The sequence below is a fragment of the Kitasatospora paranensis genome, from assembly GCF_039544005.1.
Lineage (GTDB): Bacteria > Actinomycetota > Actinomycetes > Streptomycetales > Streptomycetaceae > Kitasatospora > Kitasatospora paranensis.
On the sequence record NZ_BAABKV010000001.1, the window covers coordinates 5079386 to 5098409 of the forward strand.

Sequence of the window (19024 nt, forward strand, 5' to 3'; positions counted from 1 at the left end):
AAGGCGAGCATGGCTCAGGCCTGGGCGCCGCACGGGGGACCTCCGGCGTGGTCACTGTGGCTGGCGAGACGCTGGCAGCAGACCTCCGCGACCTGGAGCGGCCGGCTGTCCTGGTTGTGGAGAACGCGGTCTACGACTGGCAGATGATCGAGTCGCTCGCGCGCCTGTTGGGCTGCGAGGACGTCATCGACGCCAAGGAAGACAGCCGCCTAGGTGTGTACAACGGAGGTGGCAAGGACGGCGCGACCCGGCACGCCGTCGACCAGGCCGCGCAGTTCTCCAGGACCAAGCGTGTGGTCCTGGTCATCGATAGCGACAGCTTCCACTCCACGGACCGGACCGGCAATCACGAGAAGGCCGAAGCCGCGGCCCGCGAAGGCGTCAGTTCGCACGTCCTCAGCTTCCGGGAGATGGAGAACTACATTTCCAATCGAGTCCTGGCCCGCCAGCCGAAAAAGGCCGTCGGAATGTCTTCCATGGCCAAGCGTCTGACGTCTCTCAAGAACTTCTCACCCGAGCAGCGTGCCTACTTCGACATGAAGCACGGATTCAAGGGGAAATCGCAGCGAGGCCCCGACCAGAAGGGGCGACACTCCGGGAAGGCCGGGGCGACCTACGTCATTCCTCCGCGTCACGGTGATCTGTACGACCAAGTGGCGGAGCAGGATCTGATCACCCTCCAGGAGGGGTTCGGGACGGACTTGCCGGGCCTGTTCCTGCAAGAGGTGATGCGCGGCGGGATATCGGAGCGGGACCTGGATGGCCTAGGGCCCGGAGCGAAGCGGGAATTGCAATCGATGTTCGAGATGATTCGGGGCGTGATCTGAGCATGGGAGATATCGAGGTGGTCAAGGATATCTCGGTGGTGCCGGAGGTCCACTTCCTGGAGCAGGTGTTGGAGCGGATTTCGCAGGGTGAGCTGCGGGTGCCGAAGTTCCAGCGCCCTTTCCTGTGGCGCCCCGAGCAGATGCTGCAGCTATTCGACAGCATGGAGCGTGGCTATCCGATGGGAAGCCTGCTCATCTGGGAGACCACCATGCCGCTCGAAAGCCTCGACACCATCGGTGGGCACAGAATTCCACCAGCACCAGAGGGGGCGAAGGTTGCCTATGTGCTGGACGGTCATCAGCGGCTCTCGACCCTCTTCGGCGTCCTCCACCGCTCAGCCGACGCCCCACGGTCCACGCAGCAGGAGGACTGGATGTGGTGGGTCTACCGGCCGCTCGTCCGGTCGGAAAACGACGGCTTGCGCTACCGTCACTGGAAGAGTGGCGATGAGGTGCCCAGCCACTTCCTGCCCATGCGGTCGGTGCTGGGGACCCTGGACTTCCTTGAATACGCACGGAAGCTGTCTGATGTCTACGCCTCTCGCGAGGAGGCCGACCGCCTCACCACGGAGAGCGAGCGCATCGCGAAGCGGGTAAAAAACTACAAAGTCTCCGTTGTGCGCATGGAGGGTGGCACTCTCCAGCAGGCCATCGAGGTCTTTTCCAGGATCAACAGCAGCGGCCAGAAGATGCGTCCCGACCAGATGGTCTCCGCTCTGACCTACGGGACCATTGGCTCGGAGACACTCAGCGACAAGATGGAGGAGATCAAGGGACGGGTCGCCGCTTCTGGCTTCGGCGAGATCCCAATCATGACGATCTTTCAGACCGTCCTTGCGCTGTCCGGCGAGGAGGACGTACAGCGGGACACGTCCTGGGAGACCATGGCCCGCAAGGTCCAGGACCAGCTCATGACCGCAGTGACGGATACGGACCTGATCCTCCAGCAGGTGGTCGAGTTCCTGCGGGATGAGGTCCGGGTCCCGCTGGCCCGCTTGGTTCCTTACAACATCCAGATCATGCTGCTCGCCGTCTTCTTCCACTTCTCCGAAAAGGTCGAAGCGGAGCAGCGGGTCAAGCTCCGGAACTGGTTCTGGACAACGTCGCTGGCGGGCACCTTCGCCGGGTCCACCACCACCCAGGTCCGGAAATTCATCACGGAGATGAAGGCCTTCGCCGGGGGCAAGGGCGGGCTCAGCTACTCCGGCGAGCGGGCGCGTTCCTTCCCCGAGCGCTTCGACCTGCGCAGCGCGCGCGTGCGTGCCTACCTCCTCTGGGATCTGCAGACGTTCCCCGAGCGGAAGAATCTCGACGGCGGCACCGCCAACGTACTGGAGCAGCTCGCGACGGCACACAGCGAGACCTATCGACACGTCATCACTCAGAGCGGAGTCCCGGGGCCTCCAGCCCCGCCAACCGGATCGTCATGACCACACCGCCAGGCGTGTCGATCCGGCAGGCGCTCATCAGACTCGCGGAGGAGGGGAAGATCGACATCCTGGACTCACACGGAGTCAGTCTCGCGTCCATTGAGCACCTCAAGGCCGACGAGTTCACCGACTTTATTCTTGCGCGCCAGCACGAGCTGGCTGCGAGGGAGCGGCAGTTCATCGAGAGCCTGGGCATCAAGTCGGCGGACAAGGAGGCCGGGGAGGCCGACATCGACACCGAGTGAGGGCAACGAATCCAGGCTTCTACGGCCTGGAAGACGCAATGCGGATTTCCCGCCCTGGCTCGACAGTCAGCGGCACGACGCGATCCCGTGTGTTCGGGTCATCTGCCGTGGTATCGGTGCCCCGGAGGGCGTTGCAGGAAGCAAGGACTAGTGCGGCATCACTCACCTCCTCCTCGATTTTCAGGGCTGTTTGCTGGTATCGGCGCGGGGCTCTTTCCTGCGCTTCCAGGAGCGTCGCCGGCGCGCTTCTGTGGTTGTTTGGAGAAACCAGCACTGGGTTCTGGGGCCGGAGATACGTGATGCCGTCGTGCACCGTGTCTCCGGCATCGTGGTGCGCTTCCACGCCGCCCCCTCGGGCTGGAGATTCCCTCATACCGAGTAACTGCGGATGGGCACACCTCGGCCAAGCGGACTGGTACGGGCGGTTCCACAGGCTCGGTGGGGGTGGTGTGAGAAGCTGAACGCATGAACCGGTTGGCCGACGCGACCTCGCCGTACCTGCAGCAGCACGCCGACAACCCGGTCCACTGGTGGCCCTGGGGGCCCGAGGCCTTCGAGGAGGCGCGGCGGCGCGGGGTGCCGGTGCTGCTGAGTGTCGGGTACGCGGCCTGCCACTGGTGCCACGTGATGGCGCACGAGTCCTTCGAGGACGACGTGCTCGCCGAGTACGCCAACGAGCACTTCGTCGCGGTCAAGGTCGACCGCGAGGAGCGGCCCGACGTGGACGCCGTGTACATGGAGGCCGTCCAGGCCGCCACCGGGCAGGGCGGCTGGCCCATGACGGTCTTCCTCACCCCGGACAAGGAGCCGTTCTACTTCGGCACCTACTTCCCGCCCGAGCCCCGGCACGGCATGCCCGGCTTCCGGCAGGTCCTGGAGGGCGTCACCGCCGCCTGGCGCGACCGCCGCGACGAGGTCGCCGAGGTCGCCGGCCGGATCCGCGCCGACCTCGCGGAGCGGGCCGCCGTCTACGGCGCCGGCACCGGAGCCGTCCCCCGCCCGCCGAGGCCGACCTGCACCAGGCCCTCGCCGGACTCTCCCGCACCTTCGACGCCAAGCGCGGCGGCTTCGGCGGCGCGCCCAAGTTCCCGCCGTCCATGGCGGTCGAGTTCCTGCTCCGCCACCACGCCCGCACCGGCTCCGAGGCCGCCCTGGAGATGGCCGGCCGGACCCTGGAGGCGATGGCCCGCGGCGGCCTCTACGACCAGCTCGGCGGCGGTTTCGCCCGCTACTCGGTGGACGCCGACTGGGTCGTCCCGCACTTCGAGAAGATGCTCTACGACAACGCCCTGCTGATCCGGGTCTACCTGCACCACTGGCGGGCCACCGGCGACCCGCTCTCCCGCCGGATCGCCCTGGAGACCGCCGACTTCCTGCTGGACGCCCTGCGCACCCCCGAGGGCGCCTTCGCCTCGGCCCTGGACGCCGACTCCGTCGACCCGGCCACCGGGAAGACCGCCGAGGGCGCCTACTACGCCTGGACCCCGGAGCAGCTCACCGCCGTCCTCGGCGCCGAGGACGGCGCCCTCGCCGTCGGACTCCTCGACGTCACCGGCACCTTCGAACACGGCACCTCCGTCCTCCAGTTGCCCGCGGACCCGGCCGACCGGCAGGCCTTGGCGCGGATCCGCGCCCGGCTGCTGGCCGCCCGCGCCGAACGCCCGGCCCCGGCCCGCGACGACAAGGTGGTGGCCGCCTGGAACGGCCTGGCCGTCGCGGCCCTCGCCGAGACCGGCGCCCTGCTGGACCGCCCCGACCTGGTCGAGGCCGCCGAGCGCGCAGCCGACCTGCTCATCGCCGTCCACCTCACCGCCGACGGGCGCCTGCTGCGCACCTCCCGCGACGGCCGCCCCGGCCCCAACGCCGGTGTCCTGGAGGACTACGCCGACCTCGCCGAGGGCCTGCTCGCGCTGTACTCCGTCACCGGCGAGAGCGCCTGGCTCGACCTGTCCGGCGGCCTGCTCGACACCGTCCTCGTCCACTTCACCGACCCGGCGAGCGGCGCCCTGTACGACACCGCCGACGATGCCGAGGAGCTGATCCGGCGCCCCCAGGACCCGACGGACAACGCCACCCCGTCCGGTTGGACGGCCGCCGCCGGCGCACTGCTCGGCTACGCCGCGTACACCGGCTCCGACCGCCACCGCACCGCTGCCGAACGGGCCCTGGGCATCGTGGGCGCGCTCGCCGGCCGGGCCCCGCGCTTCATCGGCTGGGGCCTCGCCGTCGCGGAGGCCCTGATCGACGGGCCGCGCGAGGTCGCCGTGGTCGGCCCCGCCGGCGACCCGGCCACCGCAGCACTGCACCGCACCGCGCTGCTCGCCACCGCCCCCGGCGCCGTCGTCGCCGTCGGCGAGCCGGGCACCGCCGACGTCCCGCTGCTGGCCGACCGGCCCCTGCTGGACGGGCGGCCCGCCGCGTACGTCTGCCAGCACTTCAGCTGCGACGCACCGACCGCGGACCCGGCCGAACTGGCCGAGCGCCTGCGGTAGCGCGCGGGCGGCCCGCGGCCGGGCAGGTCCCGGCACCGGGGTCTGCCGGGCGGGCCCTACTCCCAGTCCCAGCCGATGCCGAGCAGGCAGGGGGTCAGCCCGGTGGCCACGAGATGGACGCTGCCGTGGCCGTCGAGCGTCAGCTCCTCCGTCTCGTACGGCTGCTCGCCGGGGGTGCGCACGGCGAAGCGGAAGCAGCGGACGGGCAGGGCGGCCGGGTCGAAGGTGAGCTGGAGGACGTACTGCCCGGCGCCGGAGTTGAAGCCGCGGACGTACTCGCTGCTCGGGGTCGCGGTCGGCGCGTCGTCGAAGCCGTAGCCCAGCAGGTGGGTGTCGCCGGCGCTGAGGCGGCGGTCCAGGAGGAGTTCGGCGACCAGCAGCCGGGCGGCGGGGTCGCGGCGGATCCGGCCCGGGCGGCAGTTCTCCTCGGCCCGGACGACCACGTGGCCGATGTCCGCCCCCGGGTCGCCCTGGTGCAGGGCGAGGTAGCGGTCGATGCCGTCACGGTGGGCCCGCAGGGCGTGCTGCGAGTCGCGCCGCAGCAGTTGGCGGTCGGGGCCGATCCGGATCCGCTCGATGTGCACCAGGGTGTGCAGCCCGGTGTCGGGCGGCCCGGCGATGGTGGCCAGCAGGTCGTCGACGGCCGACGGGTTCCCGATCAGGTCGCGGTAGGGGAGGGTGACCGGGCCGGCCGGCTCGGCGACGGTGCGGCGCGGGCCGAGCAACCGGGTCAGCGAGTGCTCGGGCAGCTCCAGCACCTCCTCCAGGGCTCTGACGGCGCGCAGCGACTCGGCTCTCTCGGGCCGCCGCCGGCCCTGCTGCCAGTAACTGAGGCTGGTCACGCCGACGTGGACGCCGCGCTGGGCGAGGCGCTGCTGGACCCGTTGGAGGGCGAGGCCGCGGGCGGCGATCGCGGCCCGCAGCGCGAGGTGGAACGGGCCGGTGCGGAGGACGGACGCGAGCTCGGGCTGGACGGTCTGCTGCATGGCTACCTCCCGGATGACCGTGAATATTCACACCTTGCGGCGGCGGTGTCATCAGGGCGGGGGCCGCGCCGCTGGTCGCGGCGGGCGGCATTCACATCCGGAAGGCCTCGTTCACTCTCCACCGGCCTTGCGCTGCAAGCGCGTTGACCCTGGCCAGGGCCGGCCGGATGCTCTTCGCACCGCGTCCGGACGCGCACCCCCACAGCCTCTTCCTTCGCCCCGCATGGAGGAACCCCCACATGCCAACTCCCCGGACCCGCCTGCGCCGTGCGTTCGCCGCACTGGTGCTGGGCGTCCTGGTACCGGCCCTGACGCTGACCGCCGGCGCCCCGGCCCAGGCCGCCTCGAAGATCCTCAACATCACGATGCAACAGCAGCAGCAGGACAACTGGTGCTGGGCCGCGAGCGGCGACACGATCGCCTCCTACTACGGCTACGGCTACAGCCAGAACCAGTTCTGCAACCTCGCGTTCGGCCGGTCGCTCGACAGCAGCTGCCCCAACAGCCAGGCGACCCTCGGCGACGTGCAGAACGCCGTCGCCCGGATCGGCATCAGCACCGGCCGGTACGTCACCGGCTACCTGTCCTACGCCACCGTGCAGGGCGAGGTGAACGCCGGACGGCCGATGGAGACCCGCATCCAGTGGTCCTCCGGCGGCGGCCACATGCTCGTGCTGTACGGCTACGACACCGCGAACAACTGGGTCTACTGGGGCGACCCGTGGCCGTCCGACTACCGCTACAACTGGGCGGACTACCGGTACTACGTCGACAACGGATCGTTCTCCTGGACCCACTCCCTGTACCGGATCGGCGCGTGAGGACGGCAGCCATGACCGCATTCCCGAGATACCTCGCCACCGTCCTGCTCGCCGTGGCCGTCGGCGTCGCGGCCGCCCCGCTCGCGCTGGCCGCCGACGGCGCCGGTGCGGCCCCCGAGCCGATCGCCGGGGCGGACCTCGCCGCGGCCCGGACGGCCGCCCGGGAACCCGCCGTGCTCGACCGGGTCGGGCACTTCTTCGCCCGCGGCGGCATCGCCCCCAACCGCCCGCCGGCGATCAGCCCGGCCGACGAGAACCGTGCCGCCGCCGCTGCCGCCCCGCAACTGGCCGGGGACACCGTCGCCGTCTACACCCTGAACGCCGGCTTCGTGACCGGCACCGCCGGGGCGCCGGTCGCCCGGGTCGACTTCGTGGCCAGCAAGGCGGTCGCCGCGGACGGCCGGACGGCCTCCGTGTGGACGGTCCGCGACGGCACCGGCTGGCGGGTGGTGAACATCGCCTCCGGCGGCGACGAGGTGGACTACCCGGCCAAGGCCGCCGCGGGCGGTGGCGGCACCGCCTTCCGCGAACCGCAGATCAACGCCTGGTACGTGCTGCGCGGCGACCGGGTGCTGCCGCTGGACGACGAGGCCGTCCGCTCGGTGGGCGCGTCCGGGGTCACGCTGGCGGCCTACCGGCAGCTGGTGCACCGCCGCTACGGCGACAAGCTGCCCGGGTCGGCCTACGACCGGGCGGGTGAGGGCGGCGGCTACGCGCCCGGGTCCGCGTCCGGGGCCGCGCCGGAGGGCGGGGCGGGCGCGGTGCCCGCAGTGGCGGGCGCCGTCCTGGGCGTGGCCGCGCTGGTGGGGGCCGGCGCGGCCGTCCGCCGCAGGACGGCCCGGAGGTAGGGCGCAGCCGCGCGTCCCGCGCGGCAGGTACGGCCCGGTGGTCGGCGGACCACCGGGCCGTCCGCATGCCCACGGCCCTGCCCTGGTGGCACGGGACGGCCCGGAGGATGCCTCGACCGGGTCTGCACGCGGATTTGATGCAACGTTGATCCGCCGTTCGCCTCGCAACGCGCTGGACATGTCACCGTAGGTGGGGAGATATCTGACGGTCGGTCACCTGACGGGAGGCGAGGCGATGGCGTCGAGGGACGCGCAGTTCTGGGGCGGAGTGGTGGTGGTGCTCGCCGCGCTGGCCGTGGTGGCCGGCTACCTGCTCGGCGGGCCCCGCGCGGTGTGGACGGTCGCGGCGGGCGAGACCCTGCTGGTGATGGCGTACGTCGCCCGCCGCTTCCAGGCGAAGGCCCACATGCGGGCGGCCGGCGAGGGGCCCGACGCCGGGCACTGCGAGCGCTGCCGCCGGGCCCGTGAGCGCCTGGAGGCCCGGGCGCGCTGAGCCGCGCCCGGGCGGGCCCGCCTCCCGGCCCCGAGGGCCGGGAGGCGGAGGGCGGGTCAGGCGGCGGCGCTGTAGGCGACGATCGAGACGCCGACGTACTGCACCACGAAGGCCCCGAGAGTGAAGGCGTGGAACACCTCGTGGAAGCCGAACCGGAGCGGTGACGGGTTCGGCCGCTTGAGGCCGTACACGATCCCGCCGAGGCTGTAGAGGCCGCCGCCGACGATCATCAGGGTCAGCACCGCCGCGCCGCCGGTGTGCAGGAAGTCCGGCAGGAAGAAGGCGGCCGCCCACCCGAGCGCGAGGTAGACCGGGGTGTAGAGCCAGCGCGGCGCGCCGACCCAGAACACCCGGAAGGCGATCCCCAGCAGGGCGCCGCCCCACACCGCCCAGAGCAGCAGCTGCCGGCTGGCGCCGTGCAGCAGCAGGATGGTGAACGGGGTGTAGGTGCCCGCGATGATCAGGAAGATGTTGGCGTGGTCGAGGCGGCGCAGCACGGCCTCGCCCCGCGCGCCCCAGGTGAACCGGTGGTAGACCGCGCTCACGCCGAAGAGCATCCAGGCACTCACCGAATAGACGGTGCAGGCGATGCGGGCGGCGGTGGAGTCGGCCAGGCAGATCAGGACGATTCCGGCGGCCACCGAGGCGGGGAACATGCCGGCGTGCAGCCAGCCGCGCCACGTGGGCTTCACCGGCTCGAAGTCCGGGTCGGGGCCGGGCCGGCGGCCGTGGCAGTGAGGTCCGCAGTCATGCGCGACATCTTACGGAACCGTAGGTTACCGACAAGTAGTCAGTGGCGCGTGTCACTTTTGGACGTTCTGGAGTGTTAGCCAGGTCTCATCCCCGGGTTGCGTGCGGCCGGAATCGTCCATCTGCCTCCGAATAACCTGCCGAAATGTCGTAAGGATTCGATTTCCTAGGACAGATTGCACGTATAGGGGGTGGTGTCCGGAGCTACGGTGTAACCACCCTCAACCCCCGCGATGCCGTCTCCTGGACGAGATGGTGTGAAACGGAGCGATCGTGTCGATCGAGAACTCTGCGCTCGCCGAGACCGTGCCGACCCGCCACAAGCGCCTGCTGGCCTGGGTCGCCGAGATCGCCGAGCTGACCCAGCCCGACCGCATCGAGTGGTGCGACGGCTCGGAGGCGGAGTACCAGCGCCTCGCCGACCTGCTCGTGGCCCAGGGCACCTTCAGGAAGCTCGACTCCGAGAAGCGACCCAACTCCTACTACGCCGCGTCCGACCCGACCGACGTCGCGCGTGTCGAGGACCGCACCTACATCTGCTCCGAGCAGGAGAAGGACGCCGGCCCGACCAACAACTGGAAGGCCCCCGCCGAGATGCGGGAGCTCTTCTCCGGTGCGGGCGGCCTGTTCCGCGGCTCGATGAAGGGCCGCACGATGTACGTCGTGCCGTTCTCCATGGGCCCGGTCGGCTCCCCGCTCGCCGCCTACGGCGTCGAGATCACCGACTCCGCCTACGTCGCCGTGTCGATGCGGGTGATGACCCGCATGGGGCAGGCCGTGCTCGACCAGCTCGGCGAGGACGGCGAGTTCGTCAAGGCCGTGCACACCGTGGGCGCGCCGCTCGCCGAAGGCGAGGCCGACGTGCCGTGGCCCTGCAACTCCACCAAGTACATCTCGCACTTCCCGGAGACCCGCGAGATCTGGTCCTACGGCTCCGGCTACGGCGGCAACGCCCTGCTCGGCAAGAAGTGCTACGCGCTGCGGATCGCCTCCACCATGGCCCGCGACGAGGGCTGGCTGGCCGAGCACATGCTCGTCCTCAAGCTCACCCGCCGTCCGGCGAGGCCAAGTACATCGCGGCGGCCTTCCCGTCCGCCTGCGGCAAGACCAACCTCGCCATGCTCCAGCCGACGATCCCGGGCTGGAAGGTCGAGACGATCGGCGACGACATCGCCTGGATGCGCTTCGGCGCCGACGGCCGCCTCTACGCCATCAACCCGGAGGCCGGCTTCTTCGGCGTCGCCCCCGGCACCGGCACGGACACCAACGCCAACGCGATCGAGACCCTCTGGGGCAACACGGTCTTCACCAACGTCGCGCTCACCGACGACGGCGACGTCTGGTGGGAGGGCCTCACCGACGAGGCGCCGGCGCACCTCACCGACTGGCGCGGCAACGACTGGACGCCCGCGTCCGGCACCCCGGCCGCCCACCCCAACGCGCGGTTCGCCGTCCCGGCCGCGCAGTGCCCGACCATCGCCCCCGAGTGGGAGGACCCGGCGGGTGTGCCGATCTCGGCCATCCTGTTCGGCGGCCGCCGGGCCACCGCCGTCCCGCTGGTGACCGAGTCCTTCGACTGGCAGCACGGCGTCTTCCTCGGTGCGAACATCGCCTCCGAGAAGACCGCCGCCCAGGAGGGCACCGTCGGCGAGCTGCGCCGCGACCCGTTCGCGATGCTGCCGTTCTGCGGCTACAACATGGGTGACTACTTCGGCCACTGGCTGAAGCTCGGCGCGCAGGCCGACGCCGACAAGCTGCCGAAGATCTACTACGTCAACTGGTTCCGCAAGAACAGCGCCGGCAAGTTCGTCTGGCCGGGCTTCGGCGAGAACAGCCGCGTGCTCAAGTGGGTCGTGGAGCGGCTGGAGGGCACCGGCAAGGGCGTCGAGACCCCGATCGGCGTGCTGCCCGAGGTCGACGGCTTCGACCTGTCGGGCCTCGACATCCCGCAGGCCGACGTCGACCTGCTGTTCTCCGTCGACGCCGACATCTGGCGCCAGGAGGCCGCGCTCGTCCCGTCCCACCTGGAGCTGTTCGGTGAGCACACGCCCACCGAGCTCTGGGACGAGTACCGCGCGCTGGTGAAGCGACTGGGCTGACGCCCGACGCGGACGGCCGGAGCCCCGGCCGGACGATCTCCCACCCCGACCAGCGCGGGGGATCGTCCGGATCGGGACTCCGGCCGTCGGCGTTCGCCCGTCCGGAACCGGCAGGGCGTCAGGGCTGGCTGTAGCCGCTCAGGAAGTCGCCGATGCGGGTGACCGCGTCCGCGATGTCCTCCGGGCGCGGCAGGGTGACCAGCCGGAAGTGGTCCGGGTCGGGCCAGTTGAAGCCGGTGCCCTGGACGATCAGGATCCGCTGGGAGCGCAGCAGGTCGAGCACCATCTGCGCGTCGTCCTTGATCTTGTACACCTGCGGGTCGAGCCGCGGGAAGGCGTACAGCGCGCCCTTGGGCTTCACGCAGGTGATGCCCGGGATGTCGTTCAGCAGCCGGAACGCCGTGTCCCGGGACTCCAGCAGCCGGCCGCCCGGCAGCACCAGGTCCTTGATCGACTGGCGGCCGCCGAGGGCGGCCGCGACCGCGTGCTGGGCGGGCATGTTGGCGCACAGCCGCATCGAGGCCAGCACGGTGAGGCCCTCGATGTAGCTGGCCGCGCGGTGCCGGTCGCCGGACAGCACCATCCAGCCGGAGCGGAAGCCCGCGACGCGGTACGACTTCGACATGCCGTTGAAGGTGACGCAGAAGAGGTCCGGGGCCAGCGTCGCCAGCGGGACGTGCTCCGCGCCGTCGTAGAGGATCTTGTCGTAGATCTCGTCCGCGTAGACCACCAGCTTGTGCCGGCGGGCGATCTCGACGATGCCCTCCAGCACCTCGCGCGGGTAGACCGCGCCGGTGGGGTTGTTCGGGTTGATCACCACGATGGCGCGCGTCCGGTCGGTGACCTTGGCCTCGATGTCCCCGAGGTCCGGGTACCACTCCGACTGCTCGTCGCAGCGGTAGTGGACGGCGGTGCCGCCGGCCAGCGAGACGGAGGCCGTCCACAGCGGGTAGTCCGGCGCGGGGACGAGCACCTCGTCGCCGTCGTCGAGCAGCGCCGTCATGGCGAGCTGGATCAGCTCCGAGACCCCGTTGCCGAGGAAGACGTCCTCCACGCTCAGCCCGTGCAGGCCGCGCTCCTCGTAGTGCATCACCACCGCGCGGCGGGCCGAGAGCAGGCCCTTGGAGTCGCCGTAGCCGTGCGCGGACGAGAGGTTCCGCAGGATGTCCTGGAGGATCTCCGGCGGTGCCTCGAAGCCGAACGCGGCCGGGTTGCCGGTGTTCAGCTTCAGGATGCGGTGGCCCTGCTCCTCCAGCCGCATCGCCTCGTCGAGGACCGGTCCGCGGATGTCGTAGCAGACGTTGGCGAGCTTGCTGGACTGGATGACCTGCATGCCTGCCTACTTTACGGCGCTGTTACGCGGATCATCACGTGTTCTGGGCCACAGACCCCCCGTCCTGCGCAAGGATCGGGGCGACGGACGGAGGGGGCCGTGATGATCGGGCCGTGGGCCGGTGCGCTGACCGGCCTCGCCGCCGCACCCGTGCTGCGCGCAGCCGCCGTGCGGTACGCGGTGCCGTACGGCGAACCGCTGCGCCGCTGCTGTCCCGCCGGGCGCGTCGGGCGGTGGCCGACCGGGCGCTGCCCTGGCTGCGGGGACGCTTCGGCCGGCCCGCGGCCGGGCGCGGTGGAGGCGGTGGCCGTCCTGGTCGGTGTCGCGCTGGGCGCGGCGGCGGGGGCCGGGAGCGCCGCGCTGTTCTGCTGGGTCGGCGCCTTCGGCGTGCTGCTCGGCTTCGTGGACGCGGCGGTGCTGCGGCTGCCCGACGCGCTGACCCTGCCGCTGGCCGCGGGCACTGCCGTGCTGCTGCCGTTCGCCGACCACCGTCCGGCGGTGCTGCTGCGCTGCCTGCTGGCCGCGGCCGCCCTCGGCCTGCTCTACGGCGGCCTGGCGCTGGTCGTCCCGATCGGCCTCGGCGACGCCAAGCTCGCGCCGAGCCTGGGCGCGGTGCTCGGCCTGTACGGCTGGCGGGCGGTGGGCGGCGGCGTCTTCTGCGCCTTCCTGCTCGGCGGCGTGTGGGGCGCGCTGCTGCTGCTCACCCGGCGGGCCGGCCGGGGCGATGCGCTGCCGTTCGGCCCCCGCTGCTGGCCGGCGCCCTGCTGGCCGTCCTCGCCGCGGCCTGACGCCCTGTCCGTCCGCCGGCGGCGGCAGATGGACGGGGCCCGCCGCACCCCAGCGGTGCGACGGGCCCCTCGGGTGGCCGGCCGCCCCACCCTCGGGGGCGGCCGGCCGGGTGCGGGTTACGGCATGGCGTGGGCGTGGGCGCCCACGTTGGTGGAGAAGTCGTTGCCGTTCTTCGCGTCCCAGTTGGTCGACCAGGTCATCGCGCCGCGGATGGTCGGCCACTTGGCCGGCGGCACGAAGCTGCCGCAGTGGGTGCCGGTGGCGAGGCAGTCCAGCGCGTTGTTGACCACGGTGGAGTTGACGTAGCCGCCGCCCGCCGCCTGGCTGGACGCCGGGACGCCGATGCCGACCTGGTCGGGGCGCAGGCCGCCCTGGATGTGGGTGCAGACCTGGGCGGTGATGAAGTCCTCGGTGCCCTGGTTGTAGACCTTGCCGTCGCAGCCGTTCATGCCGCCCGAGTTGTAGAACTGGGTGTTGACGACGGTCAGGATGTCCTTGGTGTTGAGCGCCAGCTGGAAGTAGGCGCCGGAGGTGCTGTACATCCCGATGGTCTCGGGGGCCATGGTCAGGATGAAGCCCGAGCCGACCTTGGACTGCAGGCTGTGCAGCGCCTGGGACATGTACGTCGGGTCGACGCCGTTCTCCAGGTCGATGTCGACGCCGTCGAAGCCGTACTGCTGGATCAGGCTGTAGGCGGAGTTGGCGAAGTTGGTCGCCGCGGCGGAGTTGGCGACGCTGATCGCGCCGTTCTGGCCGCCGACCGACAGCACGACCTTCTTGCCGGCCGCGTGCTTGGCGGCGATGTCCGCCTTGAAGTCGGCGTCGGTGTAGCCGCCGAGCTTGGTGGCGAGCGCCGGGTCCAGGGTGAAGCTGATCGCACCCTGGGTGGTGGTGGCGTCGGCGAACGACACCGCGATGATGTCGTACGCGCTCTGCACGTCGCGCAGCTTCTGCACGGTGGCGCCGTTGTCGAAGTTCTGCCAGTAGCCGGTCAGCGCGTGCTTGGGCAGGCCGGTGGGCGGCGGGGTGGTGGTGGGGCTGCTGCTCGGCGACGAGCTGGGCGAGGAGCTCGGCGAGCTGCTGGGGGAGCTGCTGGGCGAGGCGGACGGCGACGGGGTCGGGGACGCCGAGGTCGGCGAGGCCGACGGCGAGGAGGTCCCGCCCGGGCCGGTCAGCGTGATGTCGTCGGCGTTGTAGGCGCCCTGGCCGTACCAGCCGTGCACGTAGAGGGTGACGCTGGTGGTGGAGGCGCCGGTGGTGAAGGTGCTCGTCAGCTGGTTCCAGCTGCTGAGGCTGGACCAGGTCGACGGGTCGGTGCCGCCGGTGCCGCGCGCGCCGAGGTAGACGTACGGGCCCTGCACGTAGCCGGCCAGCGCGTAGCTGGTGTTCGGCAGCACGCTGACGGTCTGGGTGCACTCGGCGGTGTCGGAGCTGCTGGGCGCGGCGGTCAGCGCGTACGAGCCGGAGTGGACCGGGCTGCTCGCGGCGTTCGCGGTGCCCGTGCACGTCCAGCCGGACAGGTTGCCGGACTCGAAGCCGCCGTTGGAGACGAGGTTGCCGACGGCGGCGTCCGCGCCGCTCGCGGTCAGCGCCAGGCCGGCGCCGGCCAGGGCGAGGGCGGTGGCGCCCGCCGCGACGGCGGCCGGGATCGTGCTGCGCCGGCGCCGGTGCGACGACGGCTGAAGGGTACGGGCCATGGATGGCGCTCCTGGGGGAGGAGGGGAGCCGCCGCGGTGGGGGTCGCGGCGGCTCCGTGTGGGGAGGGTCGGTCCGCAGGGGGTTCGTGGAGGGCCGCCGGTGTGCCCTCGGTCACAAGCTGGACTAGACCAATGCCGGGCGTCAAGCACCCGACCCCCGCTTACGGCTGATTTAAGGAAGCGGAGACCCAACCGTTGCCGAGCCGCCCCGATCGCCCCGTTCGGTCCGGGGCGGTCGCCGTGACACCATCGGTACCAGCGGCTTTACCGCCGTACACCCGGCCGGAGTAGGCTGCGCGCCAGGGATTTCGCACCCGCGACCGTGCCCGGGCGGCCAGGCCCCGGCGGTTCCGGCCGGGGCGACGAGCGACGACGAGCACGGAAGGCCGAGGAACATGGGTCTGCGCGATGTGGTCGAACGGACGCCGGGTCTGCGCACCCTGCTCGACAACGCCTACCGCCTCTACGGCCGTCGGGTCGAGGTCCACCTCGACAACACCCCGCGCCACATCGGCGTGATCCTGGACGGCAACCGTCGCTGGGCCAAGGCCACCGGCGGCACCACCGCGCAGGGCCACCAGCGCGGCGCCGACAAGATCAGCGAGTTCCTCGGCTGGTGCGACGAGACCCACGTCCGGGTCGTCACCCTGTGGATGCTCTCCACCGACAACCTCTCCCGGCCCGCCGAGGAGCTCGTCCCGCTGCTCGGCATCATCGAGGACGCGGTGCGCGGCCTCGCCGAGGCCCGCCGGTGGCGGGTCAACCCGGTCGGCGCCCTCGACCTGCTGCCCCAGCAGACCGCCCAGGTGCTCAAGGACGCCGCCCAGGAGACCGCCCACATCGACGGGATCACGGTCAACGTCGCGGTCGGCTACGGCGGCCGCCACGAGATCGCCGACGCCGTCCGCTCGCTGCTCCAGGAGCACGCCGACCGCGGCACCTCGATCGAGCAGCTGGCCGAGATCCTCGACGTCGAGCACATCGCCGAGCACCTCTACACCAAGGGCCAGCCCGATCCCGACCTGGTCATCCGCACCTCGGGCGAGCAGCGGCTCTCCGGCTTCCTGCTCTGGCAGAGCGCGCACAGCGAGTTCTACTTCTGCGAGGCCTACTGGCCGGCCTTCCGCAAGGTCGACTTCCTGCGGGCGCTGCGCGACTACCAGCTGCGCAACCGCCGCCTGGGCCTGTGAGCCCCGCCGGGGCCGGTCGCCGCTGACCCCGGGTCAGTCGAAATACCCGCAGGCCACCGACCCAAAACGTGCACCAGTTGTGACCCCGCAGTTCGCGCCCGCGGGCATGCACCGCGCCTCGCCTGGGCATACACCGGTCAGACCGGTACCCCGGCCACCGGGGCCGCGGGGACCGGTGAGCCGCGGGTGACGCTGGGTCATCCGCTCTGGAGGCCTAGTGGTCAGTTCCAAGAGCCGCCGGACACCAGACCGGCGCACGTACGTTCTCGACACCAGCGTGCTCCTGGCCGATCCGCTCGCCATGACCCGCTTCGAGGAGCACGAGGTCGTCCTGCCGGTGGTCGTGGTCACCGAGCTGGAGGCCAAGCGGCACCACCCGGAGCTGGGCTACTTCGCCCGTCAGGCGCTCCGTCTGCTGGACGACTACCGGGTCCGCCACGGGCGGCTCGACGAGCCGATCCCGGTCGGGGACTTCGGCGGCACGATCAGGGTCGAGCTGAACCACTCCGACACCTCGATCCTGCCGGCCGGCTACCGCATCGGCGGCGGCGAGGCCGACACCCGCATCCTGGCGGTCGCCCGCAACCTGCAGGCCGAGGGCTACGACGTCACCGTCGTCTCCAAGGACCTCCCGCTGCGGATCAAGGCGAGCTCGGTCGGCCTGCTGGCCGAGGAGTACCGCGCGGAGCTGGCGGTCACCTCCGGCTGGACGGGCATGACCGACCTGCACGTCTCCGGCGACCAGGTGGACGCGCTGTTCGGCGCCGGCCACGACGTCGCGGTGGACATCGACGGCGCGGCCGAGCTGCCCGTCCACACCGGGCTGGTGCTGACCTCGGAGCGCGGCCGGGCACTGGGCCGGGTCACCCACGACGGCCGGGTCCGGCTCGTCCGCGGCGACCGGGAGGTGTTCGGCCTGCGCGGCCGCAGTGCCGAACAGCGGGTCGCCCTCGACCTGCTGCTCGACCAGGAGGTCGGCATCGTTTCGATGGGCGGCCGGGCCGGCACCGGCAAGTCCGCACTGGCGCTGTGCGCCGGCCTGGAGGCCGTGCTGGAGCGCCAGCAGCACCGCAAGGTGATGGTGTTCCGTCCGCTGTACGCGGTCGGCGGCCAGGAGCTCGGCTACCTGCCGGGCAGCGAGGCCGAGAAGATGAGCCCCTGGGCGCAGGCGGTCTTCGACACGCTCTCCGCGGTGACCACCCCGGACGTGATCGAGGAGGTGATCTCCCGCGGGATGCTGGAGGTCCTGCCGCTCACCCACATCCGCGGGCGCTCGCTGCACGACGCCTTCGTGATCGTCGACGAGGCGCAGTCGCTGGAGCGGAACGTGCTGCTCACGGTGCTGTCCCGGATCGGCCAGGGTTCGCGGGTGGTGCTCACCCACGACGTCGCCCAGCGCGACAACCTGCGGGTCGGCCGCTACGACGGCGTGGTCGCCGTGGTGGAGAAGCTGAAGGGGCATCCGCTGTTCGCCCACATCACGCTGACCCGGTCCGAGCGTTCGCCCATCGCGGCGCTCGTCACGGAGATGCTGGAGGACGGCCAGCCGTAGGGGCAAAACAGGACAAACCATACTGAAACAACGTCAAGGGGCCTGCCGCATGCCGGCAGGCCCTTCCGCTGTCACCGGGTCGGACAGGTCGCCGACGACCTTTCGGACAAACGCCCAGCTCGTGAAGATTGTGAGATGCGCCACGCAACCGGGAATTGCGTAGACACGTCCGCTTGCGGCATGGTGAGGGTTCTGTCAGGCCCCGCGTACGGCAGATTCAGCCCGGCAACTCCGGTCGGCGGGCGTCCAACTGAACACCGATGAGCCGTACGCCGCCCGAATCACCACGCAGTTCCGAGTCCGCTCGGCGCCGCGGCGGGCCAGTGTCTCCCGTGACCAGGACCGTACGGAGGCGAGCGGCAAGGGGCATGTTGCGCCCGTACGGTCACGCATGGGCGCCGCCGGAAGGAAACCATGTGACTCGGATCTCGGTCCGGGGAGTTGCCGTGGCCTCCGCCACCGCCGTCACCGCTGTCGGTGCGGTCGTGGGCGCGGCTTCGGGCAGCGAGGGCACGACCGTCCAGACGGTCGACGTCGCGAGCGCCACGCTGCTCGCCGACGCACCCTCGGGTACCCAGGCACAAGCGGTCAGCGACGCCTTCGTGCGTCAGGCGACGGCCCAGCAGGTGTCCGCGGACGCGGCGGCCAAGAAGGCCGCCGAGGAGTCCGCACGCCAGAAGGCCGCTGCCGATGCGCAGGCCAAGGCGGATGCGGACAAGGCCGCGAAGGCCGCCGAGGAGGCCAAGCGCAAGGCCGACCAGGAGGCCGCGAACCGCGATGCCGCGCGTACCGCGCTGGCCGCGATCCCCTCCGGCTCGGTGCAGCAGATCGCCGCCCAGATCATCGGCGACCCGACCCAGTTCTCCTGCTTCAGCCAGATCGTGAAGCGCGAGAGCGGCTGGGACTACACGGCCACCAACGCCTCCTCCGGCGCGTACGGCCTGGTGCAGGCGCTGCCCGGCTCCAAGATGGCCTCCGTGGGCGCCGACTGGCGCACCAACCCGGCCACCCAGATCAAGTGGGGCCTGAACTACATGAACAGCCGTTACGGCAGCCCCTGCGGCGCCTGGTCGTTCTGGCAGGCGCACAGCTGGTACTAGAGCCCGCGCACGGCTTCCGAGGGCCCCCGACCGCACCCGGTCGGGGGCCCTCGTGCGTGCCGGGCCCCGCCGGCACGGGCGGGCCGCGCCGCCCGAGCGGCGCTGACCAGGGCGCTCGCGGGCGGTGCGGCCTCGGGTGCGGACGCGGGGCGCCGGAGTGGGTCCTGGACCTCCGGCACCGGCCGGTCCGCCGACAGTTGGTCCGTGGTACCGGGTACCTCCCCGCTCGTTCGTGTCCGAAACCACCGCATTTCTGTTGATTCGTCATCATCCGCGGCGCAGACCCTCCCCCGGGGGCACGGGACTGCGGGTACCCCGGGCGGGTAGCGTCGGCACGGACGTCCCGGCGGTACGGGACGCACCCAAGGACGA

General features: G+C 71.4%; 13 protein-coding genes and 2 pseudogenes. 11 read left to right on the forward strand and 4 right to left on the reverse strand.

The window, feature by feature from the left end:
* Positions 1 to 47 precede the first annotated feature (47 nt).
* The 4 genes and pseudogenes from ABEB13_RS24510 to ABEB13_RS24525 all read left to right on the forward strand — a co-directional run bounded on the left by ABEB13_RS24510 (position 48) and on the right by ABEB13_RS24525 (position 4994).
* Positions 48 to 827, forward strand: coding sequence for a hypothetical protein (locus ABEB13_RS24510; RefSeq protein ID WP_345707216.1), 780 nt, complete (start codon positions 48 to 50; stop codon positions 825 to 827).
* Positions 828 to 829: 2 nt separating this feature from the next.
* The gene (locus tag ABEB13_RS24515) at positions 830 to 2257 is read left to right on the forward strand and encodes a DUF262 domain-containing protein (RefSeq protein WP_345707217.1); all 1428 of its coding nucleotides are present in this window, start codon (positions 830 to 832) and stop codon (positions 2255 to 2257) included.
* A gap of 14 nt (positions 2258 to 2271) precedes the next feature.
* On the forward strand, positions 2272 to 2502 hold the full coding sequence (locus tag ABEB13_RS24520; protein WP_345707218.1) for a hypothetical protein: 231 nt from the start codon (positions 2272 to 2274) through the stop codon (positions 2500 to 2502).
* A 465-nt stretch (positions 2503 to 2967) separates the two neighbouring features.
* A pseudogene (locus ABEB13_RS24525) lies at positions 2968 to 4994 on the forward strand (thioredoxin domain-containing protein).
* Between the two features lie 56 nt (positions 4995 to 5050).
* On the opposite strand, the gene ABEB13_RS24530 reads toward ABEB13_RS24525, so the two are convergent.
* The gene (locus ABEB13_RS24530) at positions 5051 to 5980 is read right to left on the reverse strand and encodes a hypothetical protein (protein ID WP_345707219.1); all 930 of its coding nucleotides are present in this window, start codon (positions 5978 to 5980) and stop codon (positions 5051 to 5053) included.
* A 239-nt stretch (positions 5981 to 6219) separates the two neighbouring features.
* Here ABEB13_RS24530 and ABEB13_RS24535 point away from each other — a divergent pair, with 239 nt between their 5' ends.
* From ABEB13_RS24535 to ABEB13_RS24545, 3 genes are all read left to right on the forward strand, one after another.
* Positions 6220 to 6801 carry a papain-like cysteine protease family protein gene (locus tag ABEB13_RS24535; RefSeq protein WP_345707220.1) on the forward strand — a complete coding sequence of 194 codons (582 nt, stop codon included), beginning with the start codon at positions 6220 to 6222 and terminating at the stop codon, positions 6799 to 6801.
* 11 nt (positions 6802 to 6812) lie between these two features.
* Entirely contained in the window at positions 6813 to 7649 is an 837-nt protein-coding gene (locus ABEB13_RS24540; protein ID WP_345707221.1) for a hypothetical protein, read from the forward strand.
* 235 nt (positions 7650 to 7884) lie between these two features.
* The gene (locus ABEB13_RS24545) at positions 7885 to 8142 is read left to right on the forward strand and encodes a hypothetical protein (RefSeq protein WP_345707222.1); all 258 of its coding nucleotides are present in this window, start codon (positions 7885 to 7887) and stop codon (positions 8140 to 8142) included.
* Positions 8143 to 8198: 56 nt separating this feature from the next.
* On the opposite strand, the gene trhA is transcribed toward ABEB13_RS24545, so the two are convergent.
* Positions 8199 to 8834, reverse strand: coding sequence for a PAQR family membrane homeostasis protein TrhA (trhA, locus tag ABEB13_RS24550; RefSeq protein WP_345707223.1), 636 nt, complete (start codon positions 8832 to 8834; stop codon positions 8199 to 8201).
* 337 nt (positions 8835 to 9171) lie between these two features.
* On the opposite strand from trhA, the pseudogene ABEB13_RS24555 reads away from it, so the two are divergent.
* Positions 9172 to 10991 (forward strand): annotated as a pseudogene (locus tag ABEB13_RS24555) (phosphoenolpyruvate carboxykinase (GTP)).
* A gap of 118 nt (positions 10992 to 11109) precedes the next feature.
* Here the strand turns inward: ABEB13_RS24555 and ABEB13_RS24560 are convergent.
* Both ABEB13_RS24560 and ABEB13_RS24565 read right to left on the reverse strand, forming a co-directional pair.
* A complete protein-coding gene (locus ABEB13_RS24560; RefSeq protein ID WP_345707224.1) occupies positions 11110 to 12324 on the reverse strand; it encodes a pyridoxal phosphate-dependent aminotransferase in 1215 nt (404 codons plus the stop codon).
* Between the two features lie 905 nt (positions 12325 to 13229).
* Positions 13230 to 14810, reverse strand: a complete 1581-nt coding sequence (locus ABEB13_RS24565) for a chitinase (protein WP_345707225.1) — start codon at positions 14808 to 14810, stop codon at positions 13230 to 13232.
* Positions 14811 to 15205: 395 nt separating this feature from the next.
* On the opposite strand from ABEB13_RS24565, the gene ABEB13_RS24570 reads away from it, so the two are divergent.
* From ABEB13_RS24570 to ABEB13_RS24580, 3 genes are all read left to right on the forward strand, one after another.
* Positions 15206 to 16000 carry an isoprenyl transferase gene (locus tag ABEB13_RS24570; RefSeq protein ID WP_100888736.1) on the forward strand — a complete coding sequence of 265 codons (795 nt, stop codon included), beginning with the start codon at positions 15206 to 15208 and terminating at the stop codon, positions 15998 to 16000.
* Positions 16001 to 16217: 217 nt separating this feature from the next.
* The gene (gene phoH2 / locus ABEB13_RS24575; RefSeq protein WP_345707226.1) at positions 16218 to 17552 is read left to right on the forward strand and encodes an RNA 5'-3' helicase PhoH2; all 1335 of its coding nucleotides are present in this window, start codon (positions 16218 to 16220) and stop codon (positions 17550 to 17552) included.
* A gap of 416 nt (positions 17553 to 17968) precedes the next feature.
* The gene (locus ABEB13_RS24580; protein WP_100888734.1) at positions 17969 to 18652 is read left to right on the forward strand and encodes an aggregation-promoting factor C-terminal-like domain-containing protein; all 684 of its coding nucleotides are present in this window, start codon (positions 17969 to 17971) and stop codon (positions 18650 to 18652) included.
* Positions 18653 to 19024 lie beyond the last annotated feature (372 nt).

Excerpts from the sequence above, each read along its gene's own strand:
- ABEB13_RS24515 (WP_345707217.1), top strand. The coding sequence starts at position 830 with ATGGGAGATATCGAGGTGGTCAAGGATATCTCGGTGGTGCCGGAGGTC.
- ABEB13_RS24530 (WP_345707219.1), bottom strand. The coding sequence starts at position 5,980 with ATGCAGCAGACCGTCCAGCCCGAGCTCGCGTCCGTCCTCCGCACCGGC.
- ABEB13_RS24535 (WP_345707220.1), top strand. The coding sequence starts at position 6,220 with ATGCCAACTCCCCGGACCCGCCTGCGCCGTGCGTTCGCCGCACTGGTG.
- ABEB13_RS24540 (WP_345707221.1), top strand. The coding sequence starts at position 6,813 with ATGACCGCATTCCCGAGATACCTCGCCACCGTCCTGCTCGCCGTGGCC.
- ABEB13_RS24545 (WP_345707222.1), top strand. The coding sequence starts at position 7,885 with ATGGCGTCGAGGGACGCGCAGTTCTGGGGCGGAGTGGTGGTGGTGCTC.
- ABEB13_RS24560 (WP_345707224.1), bottom strand. The coding sequence starts at position 12,324 with ATGCAGGTCATCCAGTCCAGCAAGCTCGCCAACGTCTGCTACGACATC.
- ABEB13_RS24565 (WP_345707225.1), bottom strand. The coding sequence starts at position 14,810 with ATGGCCCGTACCCTTCAGCCGTCGTCGCACCGGCGCCGGCGCAGCACG.
- ABEB13_RS24570 (WP_100888736.1), top strand. The coding sequence starts at position 15,206 with ATGGGTCTGCGCGATGTGGTCGAACGGACGCCGGGTCTGCGCACCCTG.